This is a genomic window from Nocardia cyriacigeorgica (assembly GCF_029868385.1).
Classification (GTDB): Bacteria; Actinomycetota; Actinomycetes; order Mycobacteriales; family Mycobacteriaceae; genus Nocardia; species Nocardia cyriacigeorgica_F.
Genome location: NZ_JARWNX010000038.1, coordinates 170,830 through 184,143, shown reverse-complemented (window position 1 = coordinate 184,143; position 13,314 = coordinate 170,830). Strand labels below are relative to the sequence as shown.

Below are 13,314 nucleotides of genomic sequence, written 5' to 3'. Positions count from 1 at the left end.
AAGGCAGCGTTTTGAGTAGTACCGAGGCTTCGGCCCACCAGCGTTCGTTCTGGCAGACCTACAACGCCAGAATCGCGAAGAAGATCCTGTCCGAGTTCTGCCATGAGCGTTTCGTCCACCCGGTCGAACTGTCGCCCGGTCTGTACGTGGTCTATTCCGATGACGGCCGCACCGAGTACCGGTTCCGCGCCGAGGTCCTATCGCTGGACAGTTGGAGTATCGACGAATCCTCGCTGCGCCGAGTACGCGATGGCGCGGAACTGCGGCTGGACTCGATCGACCTGATCATCGATCTCAGTGACTCCCTCGGCATTTCCCCGGAAGTGCTGCCGGAATACCTGGAGGAGTTCACCAATACGCTGGCCATCAGCACGAATCGTCCCGATGGGCAGCGCATTGCCGCGGCGGAGCTGGCCGAAGCCGATTTCCAGACGATCGAGCGGACGATGACCGAGGGGCACCCCTGCATCGTCGCCAATGCCGGACGGCTCGGCTTCAGCGCCGACGATGTGGAGCGCTACGCACCCGAATCGGGTGGACGATTCCCGCTGACCTGGGTGGCGGTGCTGCGGGAGAACACCGATGTCGCCGCGGTGTCCGGCCTCGACTACGACGGTCTGGTGCGCGCGGAACTCGGCGCGGAGACGCTCACGCGTTTCGACGCCGTGCTCATCGCCCGCGGCCTCGACCCGGCGTCCTACTTCTATATGCCGGTGCATCCGTGGCAGTGGGTGTACAAGATCGCCCGCATCTACGCGGTCGACATCGCCGAGCACAAGATCGTGAAGGTCGGCGACGCACCGGATCTGTATCAGCCGCAGCAGTCCATCCGCACCCTGTTCAATGTGTCGAATCCGGCCCGCCACTACGTGAAGATGGCGCTGTCGATCGTCAATATGGGCTTCACCCGCGGTATGTCCGCCGATTACATGCGCACCACCCCGCTGATCAACGACTGGGTGCGCGCCCAGGTGAACGGCGATCCGTACCTGAAATCGCTCGGCTTCGAGATGCTGTACGAGGTGGCGGCGATCGGCTACCGCAGCACCACCTACAACGCGCTCACCGAGCCGGGTTCGGAGTACCGCAAACTGCTGTCGGCGCTGTGGCGGGAAAGCCCGGTTCCGCTGGTGCACGATGACGAGCAGCTCACCACCATGGCCGCGCTGCTGCATATCGACCACAACGGTGATCCGCTGGTCGAGGCGATCATTCGCCGTTCGGGTCTGTCCGCCGAGGAATGGCTGTCCAGGTACCTGCGCTGCTATCTCCAGCCGATCATGTATCTGCTGTACAAGTACGAGTTCAAGTTCTCCCCGCACGGTGAGAATCTGATTCTGGTGCTCGACGGCGGTGTGCCGGTGCGCGGCATCCTCAAGGACATCGGCGAAGAGGTCTCCATTTTCGCGGCGCCGGACGGTATTCCGGACACCTGCCGTCGGGCGGTGACCGAGGAGCCCGACGAGATCCGCAATATGGGCGTGCTCTCGGACGTATTCGATGATTACCTGCGCCATCTCGCGCTGATCCTGCATGCGCGCGGACTGGTCGCGGACCAGGATTTCTGGGCGATCGTTGCGCGCGGGGTGATCGAATTCCAGCAGCAGCATCCCGATATGGCGGAGAAATTCCGCAGGTGGGATCTGTTCGCACCGACCTTCAAAGCGATCCATATGAATCGTCTTCAGCTGTCGAACAACCGGCGCATGGTGAATCTCGGCGATTCGTATTCGACCCTGGTCGACGCCGACCACGAATTGGTGAACCCGATCGCGAGCCATCGGCCCTCGGCCGATGCGGTGCGCGCCGAGGAGGTGGCGGTCTCGTGACGACCGGCAACGCCGTGACGGCAGACCTGGAGATCATCCGCGATGCGCAGGGCATCCCGCATATCGTCGCCGATTCCGCCGAGGGCGCGCTCTTCGGCCAGGGGTACGCATGCGGCATCGACCGCGCCTGGCAGCTCGAGTTCATCCGTCTGCGGGCCGAGGGCCGCAGCGCGGAGGTCTTCGGCGCCGATGGCATCGGCTGGGACGAATTCGCTCGTCGCGCCCAGCTCGATCGGGCCGCCCGCCGGATCTACGAGGCGTCCTCGCCGCGTTCGCAGCGGCTGATCCGCGCTTATGTCGCGGGCGTCAACGCCACGGTCGACACCGCCGACGCCATCGAGTTGACCGAACTCGACCATCGGCCCACCCCGTGGCAGCCGTGGACCCCGATCTCGGCGTTCCTGTTGCACCACATCCTGTTCGGGCGCTTCACCACGAAGCTGTGGCGTCTGCACGCCGTCCGCGCGCTCGGCGCCGACGCGCTGACGCTGTTCGACTGCGAGGGCGTCGACGCCACCTCCGAGACCGTGCCCGACTATCCCGACGAGGCCTTCCTCACCGACCTGCTCGCGCAGTTCGCCGGGGATGCGCCGGGGACCGAGGCGCCGCGCGAATCGTTCGGTGAGCCGCTGTCCGGGAGCAACGCGTGGGGTGTCGCCGCGACCCGCACCGCGACCGGTGCACCACTGATCGCGGGCGATCCGCATCGCTTCCTGGAACTGCCCGGCATCTACCAGCAGTTCCACCTGGCCTGCCCGGACTTCGACGTTGTCGGATTCTCCTTCGCCGGTGTTCCCGGCGTTCCGCACTTCTGCCATTCCGGCACGGTGGCGTGGGGCATCACCAATGCCATGGCCGACTATCAGGATCTCTATCTGGAGCGGCTCGACCGATCGGGCGCCGAGGTGCTCGTCGAATCGGTCGACGGTGTCCGCGCGGCCGATATCCGGCACGAACAGATCCTGGTGCGCGACGGCGATCCGGTCGACCTCGAGATCATCGGCACCGGTAACGGTCCGGTGCTGTTCGGCGGGCCGGAGGAATCCTTCGCGCTGAGTCTGCGCAGCCCCATGCTCAACGATCCCGAGGTCACCTTCGACGCCGCGCTGGACGTGCTGTTCGCCAAGAACGTCGGCGATGTCGAGCAGGCCATGCGGGAATGGGTGGAGCCGGTCAACCGGATCGTCATCGCCGATACCAGCGGGCGGGTGAGCAACCATGTGGTCGGCAAGATTCCGGTGCGCGCGCACGAGAACTACTGGCTGCCGGTACCGGGCTGGGACGCGCGGTATCAATGGCGCGGCTACGTCACGCCCTCGGTGACCGACGACGGCTTCGACGCGGGCGTTGCCGACTATTCGGTGATCGCCAATCAGCGCATCGCGGATTCGCTTCCGCTGCAACCGGTCACCACCGAATGCGCGGCCGCGGCGCGCGGGGCGCGGATCGGTGAACTGCTCGCCGCCGACTCGGCGGTGTCCGTCGACGGCTGCGAACGCATCCATGGCGATGTCGCCAACGAACAAGCCGACGTCATCCGCGGTCTGCTCCCGGCGCTGACCGGTGTGACCGCGGCCGGTGACGAGGTGCGCCGCAGACTGCTCGCCTGGGACGGCGCCATGCGCGCCGACAGCACCGACGCCTACGTGTTCGCCGAAGTGCGTACCCGCCTGGTCCGCGCCATCGCCCGCCACGAGGCCCTCGCCGGATTGGCCGCGCCACACCTGTTCTCGCCGGTGCTCAACCCGTGGTTCGTGGTGGAGACGCGGCTCGCGGCGGCGCTGGATTCGGTGCTGCACCGGGCGCCCGGCGTCGGCGTGGATATCGACCGGCTGCTCACCGAATCCGTCGAGGCGGTCGCCGCTCATCTCGCCGAGCTGGCGACCGTGCCGACCTGGGGCAGCGTGCACGTACTGCATCCGCTGCACGGTATGGATCTGGCCGGGATCTCACCGAAGCATCCCGAGATGTCCGCGCGGGTGCGGCCGAGCCGGTTGCCGCTGGGCGGTGATTCCGAATGCGTTTTCGCCAATGCGAGCGCGGTCGGGTTCTCCCATGCGTGCAGCCTGGGCTCGGCGGCGCGATACGTCTGGGATCTGGCCGACCGTGATGCGAGCCGCTGGATCGTGCCGCTGGGCGTCAGCGGTGATCCGCGCTCGCCGAACTTCGAGGATCAGGCGCCGCAGTGGGCGCGCGGGGAACTGATTCCCGTCCTCGGTGATTGGGCGAGCCTGCGCGCGTGCGCCCACCGCCGCGAGGTCTTCGACCGGGCCGCGGCCTCCGCCGATACCGATGCCGCGGCCTACCGGCTCGCGCGGACGGATCCACCGCGATCGGCCGCCGACCCGACGCTAGGAGGAGCATGACCGTCTCGACCTACGCCCGGCCGGAACATGCGCGTCAGCGGGTGCGCTCGGGTGCGCGGGCGGCGGTGGTGCCGCTACGGCCGGGGTAGCCACGGCGAGGTGATCGTGCGGGTCGCCGCGAGCATGCTCGCGCGCGCAGACCATCTCGGCCGACAACAAGTTCGTTCTCGAAGTCATTCAACGTAGTGGGGCTTTCCGTGTCACATGAATCCACTTCCCCTTGGGGAAGGTCATCCAAGTTCGCCGATCCGGGCGACGGTTGGACCGCCGCGGGTGGCGGACTCGCGCAGCTGGCCGCGGCGGTCGAGGACAGCCGCCACCACCGGTCGCCGCTGCCCTCCGGTGAACCCGCCGAAGTGCTCGATATCGTCGCCCGAGCGCTCGGCCCCGAGCGCATCCCGGCTACCGGAGTGGGCGAAGCGGCCGCCTTGGCGCAGCTGGCCGATCTGATCGCCGCCCACGGCCTCGACCTGACCCACAAATTGTGCGCGGCGCATCTCCAGCCGCCGCCGCTGACCGTCGCTGTGGTCGCCGACGCGCTGGCCAGCGCCACCAATGCCTCACTGGACACCTACGACTCCGGCCCGGCCACCCTCGCCATCGAGAAGTGGACCGTGAGCGCGCTGGCCCGGTTGGCCGGTCTGCCCGAGACCGCCGGTGGCGTCTTCGGTCCCGGCGGGTCCTACTCGAACCTGTTGGCACTGCTCATCGCCCGCGACTACAGCGCGGCGCAGCTCGGCATCGATATCCGGCAGAACGGCGTGAGCGCGCTACCGCGTCCGGTGGTGCTGTGCTCGCGGGTGGCGCATTTTTCGATCCACCGCGCCTGCGCCACACTGGGGCTCGGTGAGGCGGCGACGATTCCGGTGCCGGTCGACTCCGAGCACCGGATGATCCCGGAAGCCCTCGATCAGCTGCTGACCGAACTCGCCGAGAGCCACACCCCGGTCGCGGTCGTCGCCACCGCGGGCACCACCGACTTCGGTTCGATCGACCCGCTGCCCGAGATCGCCGAGATCACCACCCGGCACAAGGTGTGGTTCCACGTCGACGCGGCTTACGGCTTCGGTTCGCTGTTCTCCGACCAGCTGTCCGATCTGCTGACCGGCATCGAACGCGCCGACTCGGTGACGCTGGATCTGCACAAGGTCGGTTGGCAACCGGCCGCCGCCAGCGTGCTGCTGCTGGCCGATCAGGAGCGTTTCGCCTCGCTGAATCGTTCGGTCGCCTACCTCAACCCCGATGACGATGTGGAAGCCGGTTTCGGCGGTCTGCTCGGCCAGACCCTCCAGACCACCCGTCGCCCTGATGTGCTCAAGGTGGCCGCGACCTTCCTCGCCTACGGCCGCGAGGGCCTCGGCGATATGCTCGATACCTGCCATGAGCTGGCCCGCTTCGCCGAGCGCCGGATCGGCACCGAACTCCAGCTCGAGCTGGTGGCGCCGGTGACCCTCACCACCGTGGTGTTCCGCTACCGCTGCGAGGATCTGGATCTGGACCAGGTGAACGGTGAACTGCGGCGCCGCCTGATCAGCTCGGGCAAGGCGCTGATCGGGCGCACCCAGGTACGAGTGCATGGCGAGGGAGAACCGCGCACCTGCCTGAAACTCACACTGCTCAACCCCGAATCGACCGAGCAGGACATCGATTCGCTGTTCGACGAACTGCTGCGCATGGGCCTGGAAGTGGAGTCGGAAGGTCTGCGCAGTGAACGCGATGAGATGGTGAATGTTCATGAGTGACATCCAGAAGGTCGACATCCTGGCGATCGGCTGCGGTCCGTTCAATATCGGCCTCGCGGCGCTGGCCTCGACCGTCGATGACGTCGAGGTGCTGGTGGTCGACTCCGTCGAGGAGTTCCGCTGGCATCCCGGCCTCATGTTCGAGGAGGCCAAACTTCAGGTCAGCTTCCTGTCCGATCTGGTGACCCTGGTCGATCCGACGCATCCGATGTCGTTTCTGGCCTATCTGGCCGATGTCGACCGGCTGTACCCGTTCCTGGTGCGTGAGGATTTCTTCCCGACCCGGCGCGAGTACGAGGCGTACCTGCTGTGGGCGGTCGGCAAGCTCTCGTCGCTGCGGTTCTCCACGACCGTCGAAGCGGTTCGCTGGGACGAGCAGGCACAGCATTTCGATGTGTCGGTGACCAGTCACGGCAAGGCCTCGGTGATCCACGCCGGTCACGTCGTGGTCGGGGTCGGCACCGAACCGGCCATCCCGCGCGAACTCTCGACCACCTCGTCCGCGCTGGTGCACAGCTCGCAGTACCTGTTCCATCAGGATGCCGCGCACAAGGCCGATTCGGTCACCGTGATCGGCTCCGGCCAGTCCGGCGCCGAGATCGTGATCGATCTGCTCGAGGCGAACCTGCGCGGCGGTCCTTCGGTGCAGTGGTGGACCCGCACCCCGTGGTTCGCGCCGCTCGACTTCACCAAGCTGTCGCTGGAAATGACCACCCCGGCCTATATGGATTATTTCCACAGCCTGCCGGAGGAGACCCGCGACCAGGTGCGCGCCGGTCACTGGCAGTTCCACAAGGGCATCTCCAGCGAGACCCTTGCCCGGCTGCACGATCTGCTCTACCGGCGCAGGCTGCTGGAGAAGTTGCCGCCGGTGCAGCTGCGCAACGGTGTCGCGGTCGAGGGCCTCGATACGCTCGACGGCGGCCGGTTGCGTATCCGCGGACGGCATCTGGACACCGGATCAGCGCTGGCGCACACCGCCGATCTCGTCATCGCGGCCACCGGGTACCGGGAGCGCAAGACCGATTTCCTCGCCCCGGTCGCCGACCGGTTGCGCCGCGATTCGCGCGACCGTCTCGTCATCGAGTCGAATCACGCGGTCGCCGCCGATGAGGCGCTGTCCGGCCGGATCTTCGTGGCCAATGCCGAGGCGCATGCCGTCGGTGTCTCCGCGCCGAACCTGGATATCGGCGCGGTCCGCAACGCGAAGATCCTCAACTCCGTGCTCGGTCGCGAGGTGTATCGCCTGCAACGCGATACCGCGTTCACCAGCTTCGGCGTGACCGACGAGGAGGTGTTCGAATAGGACACCCACCGGCGCCCGCGTCCACCGGACCACGCGCCCGCACCCGCTGACCACGCACCCGAGCGGTGCGCTCGCCGAGGCCATGCCCGGCACAAGTAATCGTTTCGTCTCCGAGGAGTACCCGATGTCCGATCACATCCGCGACACCCTGAACAGCATTCTGGAAGAAGATCTCGACCTGCCACTCGCCGACGTCAGCCGGTCGTCGCTGCTGGTCGAGGATCTCGGCATCGACTCGGTGGCCTTCGCCATCGGCGTCGTCGCCATCGAGGAGCGGCTCGGCGTGCAGCTGACCGAGCGGGAGATGTCGGAGGCCGCCTCGGTGGGCGATCTGGAAGACCTCATCCGCTCGAAGGCCGACGCTGTCGCTCGGTAGTCGCTGCCATCGATCCCACGTTTCTGTTCCACACTGCTCACTGAAGGTTCCCATGACAAAACTCATCAAGGTCGCTGTCGTCTCGGTGCTGGCTGCTCTGCTCGGTCTCGGCCTGGCCCATCCAGCTGCCGCCGATATCTCGATCCGCGACGCCTCCGCCGCCGACCTCTACATTCGCGACGAGGTCCCCTCGCTGGAGCAGCTGGAGCGGCTGTACGCGGCGTTCTACAACCCCAACGTCTCCATCGATCAGAAGGTCGAGGTCAGCTACGGCGGCGACAAGGTGCGCCCGGTCGTCGAGCAGGCCATGTCGTTCAGCCAGGCCTACGACTTCTTCACCATCCAGGGCCGTGCGGTCGGTCCGGTGCAGATCGACGGCGACCGGCTCACCGTCCGTGGTGAGGGCCTCATCGCCGGATTCCCGGCCACCTCGGCGACCTACTACCTGGTGCGCGATGGCGGGCTGTGGAAGTTCGACTGGAAGGCGTTCTGCCAGAACGTCGACTGCGCGGGCGATCCGCAGTTCGATTACTGATTCCGCCCTGCGGGCTCATGTCGGCCGGGTGGTTCCCGGTGCCGGCGACCGGTGCGACCGGCCCCGCCCTCCACGGCTAGGAGAAGCATGAACGTACTGACCGACGCGCAAATGGAACTCATGCGACGGCGACTCGCCGACGCGGGCATCGCGGGCGATCAGAGCGCGACCGCCGCCGAGCCCGCGCGGTCGGAGCCGTCGGACGGCGGCCTCGGCATCGCCGAGCGGCGGATGTGGAAGATCTACGAGCTGGACCCGGATTCCATTTCGCACAACTACGGGGTCCTGCTGGAATTCGACGCCTCCTACACCCTGGAGGAGGTCGTCGCCTCCTATCAACGGCTGGTCGACGCCTCCGAGGTGCTCAGTTCGGTCATCACCGTCGGCGACGACGGCGTGGCACGGCGCGAGTCCAAGCAGTGGGACGGCCGCTGGATCGTTCCCGGTCAGGTCTGGGAATGGGGCTCGATGCCCGCATCCGAGGAATCCACCGAGGGACGCTCGCCTGAGCAGATCGTGCGCGCCGCCGCCACCGCGCTGTCGACCGCGTCGTTCCGGCTGCGGCAGGACCCGCCGATTCGCGCGCGCGCCTACGCGCGCGCCAGTGGCGGCGTCGACATGGTGCTGGTACTGCATCACCTGGCCGGCGATGAGACCGCACTGCCCCCGATCCTCAGCGAGCTGGTGGCGCGGGCGGATTCGGCCGCGACGGCGCCATCCACGCCCCAGGCTCCCGCGCGTCCGGTCGCCGCACTGGACCGGGCGGTCCGGCACGCGGTGCAGACCTGGGCGGCCGAGGGGATTCGCTATCCGCTCTCCGGTGAGTTGCCGCAGACCACGCCGGAACAGAGCTGGTTGTCGGTGATGGGGGAGGGGCCAGGCGCCTACCTCACCCGCCCCATCGACGAGTCCGATGTGACCGCGCTCGCCGGCGTCGCCCGCGAGGTCGGTGCGACGCCCAATGCCGTGTTCATCGTGGTGTCCGCCCTGAGCATCGCCGCGCTGACCGGCGCCGACGACTATGTGCTGCTGGTGCCCGCCGACAACCGGCAGCCGGGCGAGGCGGCCGACAAGGTCGGCTACTGCGGCAACGTGGTGCCGATGCGGTTCACCTTCGATCCGGCCGCGAGCACGAAAGACGCACTGCGCGCGGCGGTCTCGACGGTGTACGGGTCGATGGAATTCTCCTCCGTCGACTACGGCCCGATCCTCACCGCGCTGCGCGGCGACGGCAGGCGCTTCCCGGTGGCCGAGGTGATGGCGCTGGTGAAGAACACGCCGCTGCGCGGTGTTCCGATTCCGGGTGGCGCGCACGTCACCTGCGAGACCGTTTTCAAGGGCGTCGTGCACTATCCGCTGGCGCTGGCCTTCGAGATCGGCGAGGACGAGCGGGTGCGTCTCGAGGTCGAGTACCGCACCGACATTCTCGATCAGCCATATGCGGAGCGCGCCGCGAAGGTGGTCGCCGAACTCGTCGCGCGCGTACCGGAGGCGCTGGATTCGCCGCTATCGGACCTGTTCGGTGCGCTGCGTGCCGCGGCGGACGCATAGGAGCGGGCGCCCATATGGGCAGGCCCGGGTCGCGCAGGGCGCGAGATTTCATCGTGTTAGGCTAGGCAAGCCTAGCCTAACTAATAGGTTTTGATCTGAGGAGTCACGTGATTTCGAAAGACCAGCTACGCGCTGATGTCGCGGCCTTGCTGGGTGTTCCCGGTGAGTCCATTGGCGACAGTGACGATCTGGTCCGCCTGGGCCTGCACTCCATGCTGCTGATGAAACTGTCCGGCACGTGGCGTCGCCAGGGCTACCGGGTGCAGAGTTCGCAACTGGCGCTGGAACCGACGATCGAGGCATGGGCCGGGTTGCTGTCCGGCGGTGCACCCGCCGCGGAGCCCGCCACCCCGGCCGACACCGCACCGGCTCCGGCCGAAGTCACACCGGCGGCCGAGCCCGCCGAGACCGACGAATTCGCCTTGGCCACCATGCAGCACGCCTATTGGGTCGGACGTCAGTCCGGGCAGGCCCTCGGCGGTGTCGCGGCGCATCTGTACGTCGAGTTCGATGGTGCGGGCGCCGATTCCGACCGCTTGGCACGCGCTGTCGCGCAGGTCGTCTCGCGGCACGACCAGCTGCGGTCGGCCTTCGGTGAAGCCGGTGGGCAGCGCATCCTGGCGCAGCCGCCGCAGTCGGTGTACCGCGTGGTGGATCTGCGCGAGGCCGCCGATGCCGACGCCGAACTCGAGCGTATGCGCGACCGGATGAGCCACCAACTGCTCGACGTGGCCTCGGGCCGGGTGGTCGAGTTCGTGCTCACCCTGCTGCCCGGCGACAAGCACCGCCTGCACCTGGACGTCGATATGCTCGCCGCCGATGCCATGAGCTACCGGCGCATCCTCGACGATCTCGCCGCCGCCTACGAATCCGATGGCGCCCTGCCGCCGGTCGGCTACAGCTTCCGGCAGTACCTGGCCGAGCGCGGCGACCGCATTCCGGCCGATGAGCACGAGGCCGCTCGCCGGTGGTGGACCGAGAAGCTGCCGAGCCTGCCGGAAACCGCCGAACTGCCGACGATCCCGGAGGCCAGGCGCACCGACCCGTCACGCAGTGTGCGCTTCCACCACCGGCTCGAGCCGGAGGGCAAGACCCGGCTGTACGCCCTCGCCCACGGCCACGGCCTCACCCCCGCGGTGACGCTGGCTTCGGTGTTCTCCGAGGTGATCGCGCGCTGGTCGGCGCGCCAGCGGTTCCTGCTGAATCTGCCGCTGTTCAACCGTGAACCGGTGCACGACGAGATCGACCAGGTGGTCGGCGATTTCACCAACTCGGTGCTGGTCGATGTCGATGCCCGCGCGAGCGAATCGCTGGTGGAACGCGCCCGTCGTTTGCAGCACGAACTGCACAGCTGTGCCGCGAACGCGACCTACGAAGGCCTCGACGTACTGCGCGATCTGGGCAAACTGCGCGGTTCGGCGGTCACCCCGTCGGTGGTGTTCACCTCCGGCCTCGGCCTCGGTGAGCTGTTCTCCGAGCGTGTGACCCGCCTGTTCGGCAGCCCGGTGTGGATCCTGTCGCAGGGCCCGCAGGTCGATCTGGACGCCCAGGTGGCCGAGGTCGACGGCGGACTGCTGGTGAACTGGGACACCCGCCGCGACGCCCTGCCCGAGGGCGTCATGGAGTCGATGTTCGCCGAGTTCCGCGCCTTGCTCGACAGTCTGCTCGCCCCCGGCGCCGACTGGAACGCCCCGCTGTCCATCGCGCTGCCCGCCGCGCAGCTCGCCGCCCGCGCAGCCGCTGAGACCACCTCGGCGTCGATCGCGCCACGCAGCCTGCACGCCGAGTTCTTCGAGCAGGCGGCCCAGCGCCCCGAGCGCATCGCCATCGTGACCGCGCAGGGCGAGGAACTGAGCTACGGCACGGTCGCCGAGCAGGCGCTCGCGCTGGCGAAGGCGTTGACCACCGCGGGCGTGACTCCCGGCGACACCGTCGCGGTGATCGTGCCGAAGGGCCATCAGCAGGTGATCTCCGTACTCGGCGTGCTCGCCGCGGGCGCGGTGTATCTGCCGGTCGGCGCCGATCAGCCGCTGGCGCGTCGTGATCGGATCCTCGCGCGCGGTCTGGTGCGCGCCGTGATCACCGGTGCGACGGTCGAGGTGCCCGAAGGCATCGAGCGGATCGTCTTCGACGAATCCATCACCGGCCCGCGCGCCGAACAGGCCGTCGTGCCCGATCCCGATGCCCTCGCTTATGTGCTGTTCACCTCCGGGTCCACCGGTGAACCGAAGGGTGTCGAGGTCAGCCACCGTGCGGCCGCCAACACCATCGACGCGATCGCCGAGGAATTCGGGCTGAACGCCGACGACCGCACCATCGGCCTCTCGGCGCTGGAGTTCGACCTGTCGGTGTTCGATATGTTCAGCCCGCTCGCACTCGGCGGCGCGATCGTCTGCATCGACGCCGACAAGGTGCGCGATGCCGCCGCCTGGGCCGAACTCGTCGCGGCGCACCGGGTTTCGGTGCTCAACTGCGCACCCGGCCTGATCGGCATGCTGCTCGATTCGGCCACCGCCGAACAGCTGCGCAGCCTGCGCGTGGTGATCACCGGCGGCGACCGCGTGGATGCCGGTGTGGCCGCCCGGATTCGGGCGCAGGTCCCCGGACTGCGTTTCGCCGGTCTCGGCGGCACCACCGAGACCGCGATCCATTCCACCGTGTACGAGGTCACCGACGAATTCCCCGCCGAATGGACCGCCGTGCCGTACGGCCGCCCGCTCTCGGGTGTGCACTGCCGCGTGGTGAACGAGCGCGGCGAGGATGCCCCCGACTGGGTCACCGGTGAACTGTGGATCGGCGGCGTCAGCGTGGCCGACGGCTACCGTGGCGACCCCGAGCGCACCGCCGACCGGTTCGTCACCGCGAACGGTATCCGCTGGTACCGCACCGGCGATCTGGCGCGGTATCTGCCCGGCGGCACCATCGACTTCCTCGGTCGCGCCGACCATCAGGTGAAGATCCGTGGCTACCGCGTCGAACTGGGTGAGGTGGAGGCCGCGGCCAAGACCCTGCCCGAGGTCGGCGAGGCGGTGGCGGCGGTCGTCGCCGGACGGCTGAGCCTGGCCGTGGTCGGCGCGGAGTCCGGACAGGTGGTCGACACCGTCGCGGTGGCCGCCGCCCTGGCCGAGCTGCTGCCGGAGTACATGGTTCCCGACGTCCTGCACTTCCTGGAGCAGGTGCCGCTCACCAGCAACGGCAAGATCGACCGCGCGGCCATTCGCGCGGTGCTCGAACGTGAGACCGAGGGTCGGGCCGAGGCCGAGTACGTGGCGCCGGAGACCGCGCTGGAGGCGGCGGTCGCCTATATCGCCGCGCAGGTACTCGATATCGAGCGGATCGGCGTCACCACCGATTTCTTCGACGCGGGCGCCAATTCGATCCTCGCCACCACCTTCGTGGCGAATGTGCGCGGTCTGTTGGCCGTCGACGGTGTCGGCGTCACCGATGTGTTCGGCGCGAAGACGGTACGTGGCTTCGCGGCCCGGCTCGTCGAACGTGAGCAGGTGCCGGGCCAGCTGACCCAGGTGGCGCGAATCCTGTTGGAGGTCGCCGGAATTCCCGATCCGTCGGCCGATCTGGCCGCGGCGCGAGCCTGACCGGCGAGGGACG

8 protein-coding genes are annotated in these 13,314 nt (G+C 68.0%); all 8 read left to right on the top strand.

The window, feature by feature from the left end; all coding sequences use genetic code 11:
• Positions 1-11: 11 nt before the first annotated feature.
• The 8 genes from QH168_RS09120 (at position 12) to QH168_RS09085 (ending at position 13,301) form a co-directional block, all read left to right on the top strand.
• Positions 12-1,829, top strand: coding sequence for an IucA/IucC family protein (locus tag QH168_RS09120; RefSeq protein ID WP_280234088.1), 1,818 nt, complete (start codon positions 12-14; stop codon positions 1,827-1,829).
• Positions 1,826-4,195, top strand: a complete 2,370-nt coding sequence (locus QH168_RS09115) for a penicillin acylase family protein (protein WP_280234087.1) — start codon at positions 1,826-1,828, stop codon at positions 4,193-4,195. The genes QH168_RS09120 and QH168_RS09115 overlap by 4 nt, the downstream gene beginning before the upstream one ends.
• Before the next feature lie 197 nt (positions 4,196-4,392).
• The gene (locus tag QH168_RS09110; protein WP_280234086.1) at positions 4,393-5,937 is read left to right on the top strand and encodes a pyridoxal phosphate-dependent decarboxylase family protein; all 1,545 of its coding nucleotides are present in this window, start codon (positions 4,393-4,395) and stop codon (positions 5,935-5,937) included.
• Positions 5,930-7,243 carry a lysine N(6)-hydroxylase/L-ornithine N(5)-oxygenase family protein gene (locus tag QH168_RS09105; protein WP_280234085.1) on the top strand — a complete coding sequence of 438 codons (1,314 nt, stop codon included), beginning with the start codon at positions 5,930-5,932 and terminating at the stop codon, positions 7,241-7,243. Before QH168_RS09110 ends, QH168_RS09105 begins: the two co-directional genes overlap by 8 nt.
• Positions 7,244-7,325: 82 nt before the next feature.
• Positions 7,326-7,619 carry an acyl carrier protein gene (locus QH168_RS09100; RefSeq protein ID WP_280234084.1) on the top strand — a complete coding sequence of 98 codons (294 nt, stop codon included), beginning with the start codon at positions 7,326-7,328 and terminating at the stop codon, positions 7,617-7,619.
• Positions 7,620-7,671: 52 nt separating this feature from the next.
• A complete protein-coding gene (locus QH168_RS09095) occupies positions 7,672-8,154 on the top strand; it encodes a hypothetical protein (protein WP_280234083.1) in 483 nt (160 codons plus the stop codon).
• An 87-nt stretch (positions 8,155-8,241) separates the two neighbouring features.
• Entirely contained in the window at positions 8,242-9,705 is a 1,464-nt protein-coding gene (locus QH168_RS09090) for a condensation domain-containing protein (RefSeq protein ID WP_280234082.1), read from the top strand.
• A 107-nt stretch (positions 9,706-9,812) separates the two neighbouring features.
• Positions 9,813-13,301 carry an amino acid adenylation domain-containing protein gene (locus tag QH168_RS09085; protein WP_280234081.1) on the top strand — a complete coding sequence of 1,163 codons (3,489 nt, stop codon included), beginning with the start codon at positions 9,813-9,815 and terminating at the stop codon, positions 13,299-13,301.
• The last annotated feature ends 13 nt before the right edge of the window (positions 13,302-13,314 follow it).